The 2,135-nt window shown below is 76.3% G+C and carries 2 protein-coding genes; one reads left to right on the top strand and one right to left on the bottom strand.

Annotation, left to right across the window (positions count from 1 at the left end):
- The first annotated feature begins 175 nt into the window (after nt 1-175).
- Complete coding sequence (locus JNW87_RS37950; protein ID WP_238455393.1) at nt 176-1,141, top strand: hypothetical protein; 966 nt, start codon at nt 176-178, stop codon at nt 1,139-1,141.
- Between the two features lie 17 nt (nt 1,142-1,158).
- On the opposite strand, the gene JNW87_RS37945 is transcribed toward JNW87_RS37950, so the two are convergent.
- On the bottom strand, nt 1,159-2,135 hold a 977-nt coding region (locus JNW87_RS37945; protein ID WP_238455392.1), incomplete at its 5' end, for a thiamine pyrophosphate-dependent enzyme.

Genomic DNA, 2,135 nt, shown 5'->3' with positions numbered 1-2,135 from the left:
CCCGAGCCAGCCCAAAGACCAAGCGTCACGGGATGACCACCGAGACGCTTCACGGCCTTTGACAGCCGAAGAAATTCCACACGATCAATCTATGATCACTGAGGATTCTTAATCAAATCAGTCAGCCTGCACGCCCGGGCGGGAACCGGCGGGGCGGGCGCGGCGTCCAAGCGGCATGCGTCGCGCGATAGCCCTGCTGGGGCTGCCCCTCCTGGTCGCCGCCGGGTGCGCCCCGGCCGGCTCCGGCCCGGCCGCCGGTGGGCCGTCCGCCAGCAGCCCGGACCACCGGTGGGAGGCGTTCCACCAGCGGGCCGTCGAGGTGGCCGAGGCCTGGCGGCCCGGCCCGGCGTGGCGGACCGGGTACGTGCCGTTGCAGGACGCCACGGTGCTGACCGGCGACCCGGGCTTCGGCTCCGACACCGAGGCGGCGTTCCGGGCGGGCTGGTACCGGGACCAGATCGAACTGCCCACCGCGAAGCCCGGCGACGGGACCGTCCGGTTCCCGGACGGGACCCTACGGGTGCCGCTGATCAGCGCCGCCGACGCGTACGCGCAACTGGACCAGGGCGACCCGCCGCCGTGCGCCGGCCGGCCGAAGGAACCCGGGCGGTCCAAGGGCGGCCCGACCATCGAGCCCGGACCGGACGGCTGGGTCACCAGCCCCGCCGACCCGGGCGCCTGCACCCCCCTGACCGTGACCGCGGTGCGGCTGGGCGCCGCCCCGGTACGGACCAGCCGGGGCGTCGCCGACGTGCCGGCGTGGCTGTTCACCGTGACCGAGCTGAAGGCGCCGGTGGCCCGGCTCGCCGTCGCGCCGAGCGCGATCACCGCCGTACCGCAGGGGGTGGCGCCGACCCGGCCCGCACCCGACGGTGTGGTCGGCGCGCAGGATCTCGCGGCGCCTGCCGAGGGTGCGCGGCTGACCTACCGGCTCGGGGTCGGCGCCTGCGACACCGGCGTCACGCCGCTAGTGCTGGAGCGCGACGAGGTGGTGGTCGGCGGGGGCGTGACCCGCTCGACCGGCGTCTGCACCGACCAGTTGCTCATCCACCCGGTCACCGTCACGCTGCGGGCCCCGCTCGGCGCGCGACCGGTCCTCAACGTGCTCACCGGCACGCCGCTGGTGGTCGGCCCGCGCTGACCCGCGCCGGCTGGGGGCTACAGGATGTGCGGCACGTCGGTGCTGATCTGCACCGGCAGCACCGTCGGCCGGTCGGCGGCGAGGGCCGCGCGCAGGGCGTCGCCGAGCCGGTCGAGCGGATCCACCACCTCGGCGGCGCAGCCGTAACCGTGCGCCACCGCGATGACGTCCAGCCCGGGCAGGTCCAGCGCGGGCACGCCGGGCGTGTGCTTCAGCTCGGCGAACGCCTTGAGGATCGCGTACTGATGGTTGACCGGGACCACGACGGGCAGCGGCAGCCGCAGCTGGGCGGCCGTCCAGAGCGCCTGCACGGAGTAGTGGAACGAGCCGTCGCCGATCACCGCCACCACCGGCCGGCCGCGCCCGGTGTCCCGCTCCGCCAGGGCGATCCCCACCGCCGCCGGCAGCCCGAACCCCAGCCCGCCGCTGGCCATCGTGAAGTACGACCCGGGTCGGGTCATCCGCACCCGGCGGCGCAGCGCGGAGAGGTTGGACGGGGACTCCTGCACCAGCACCCCGTCGGTCGGCCAGTGCCGCGCCAGCGCGGCGAAGAGGGCGTCCGCGCTCGGCGGGTTCGACTCCGCCGGCGGCCCCGGCGCGGGGCGGGCGGCCGGGGCGGGACGGTCCGTCGCCGGCAGCAGGTCCAGCAGGCCCGTCAGGGCCAGCCCGGCGTCGCCGAGCAGGCTCTCCCCGACCGGGGCCCGGGCCGACTCGTCCGGGTCGTCGGTGACGTGCAGCAGCCGCGCGTCGGCCGGTAGGTAGTCGCCCGGCACGTGCGGGTAGTAGCGGAACACCGGCGCGCCGACCACCAGCACCGTGTCGTGCCCGCGCAGCGCCTCCGCCAGCGGCTCGATCGCGTACGGCAGCACGCCCCGGAAGTGCGGATGGTCCTCGGGGAAGACGGCCCGCTCCGGCGCGGGGGAGGCCCAGACCGGCGCGGCCAGCCGCTCGGCCAGGGCGACCGCCGCCGGCCAGGCGTCGGCCCGGTCAACCG

It is taken from the genome of Micromonospora sp. ATA51, assembly GCF_016802855.1.
Lineage (GTDB): Bacteria > Actinomycetota > Actinomycetes > Mycobacteriales > Micromonosporaceae > Micromonospora > Micromonospora sicca.
Note: the sequence above shows the minus strand (reverse complement) of the source record. Positions and strands in the feature narration are given on the sequence as shown.

What these genes read in the sequence shown, in the direction of transcription:
- JNW87_RS37950 (WP_238455393.1), top strand. Translation starts at nt 176, where the DNA reads ATGCGTCGCGCGATAGCCCTGCTGGGGCTGCCCCTCCTGGTCGCCGCC.